The organism is Sporomusa sp. (assembly GCF_057736855.1).
In genome coordinates, this window is the sequence record NZ_JBYKYF010000215.1 from 1 (window position 1) to 355 (window position 355).

At 49.0% G+C, this 355-nt stretch carries 1 protein-coding gene; it reads right to left on the reverse strand.

Features of this window, described 5'->3' with window-relative positions; genetic code table 11:
• On the reverse strand, nucleotides 1-319 hold a 319-nt coding region (locus tag AC29Z1_RS12910), incomplete at its 3' end, for a Tm-1-like ATP-binding domain-containing protein (protein ID WP_488271870.1).
• Nucleotides 320-355: the final 36 nt, after the last annotated feature.

Below are 355 nucleotides of genomic sequence, written 5' to 3' on the forward strand. Positions count from 1 at the left end.
TGGCATGGAAGATTAGAACCTCATAGCCTTGCTGTTCTAAGTATTCTCTGGCCTGGTTAACACATGGTGTCGTTACCCCGAACATTGAAGCCGCAATCAGCGGTTTCTTGTCCAGCACTTTATTAACCTCAAATTTTACCATACCCGCAATAGCCAGCGCTGCATTGGTAAAGATTTTCGTTGAAATGGAGTTCAAGCCGGCAACATCGACAATGGAAGGATACATAAAAATATCGCTTGTACCCACATACATGGACACATCCCCGGAAGCCACCGTAGAAACCATCACTTTCGGCACCCCTATTGGCAAAGCCCGCATACCGGGAGTAACCAGTGAGGTCCCCCCGCTCCCGCC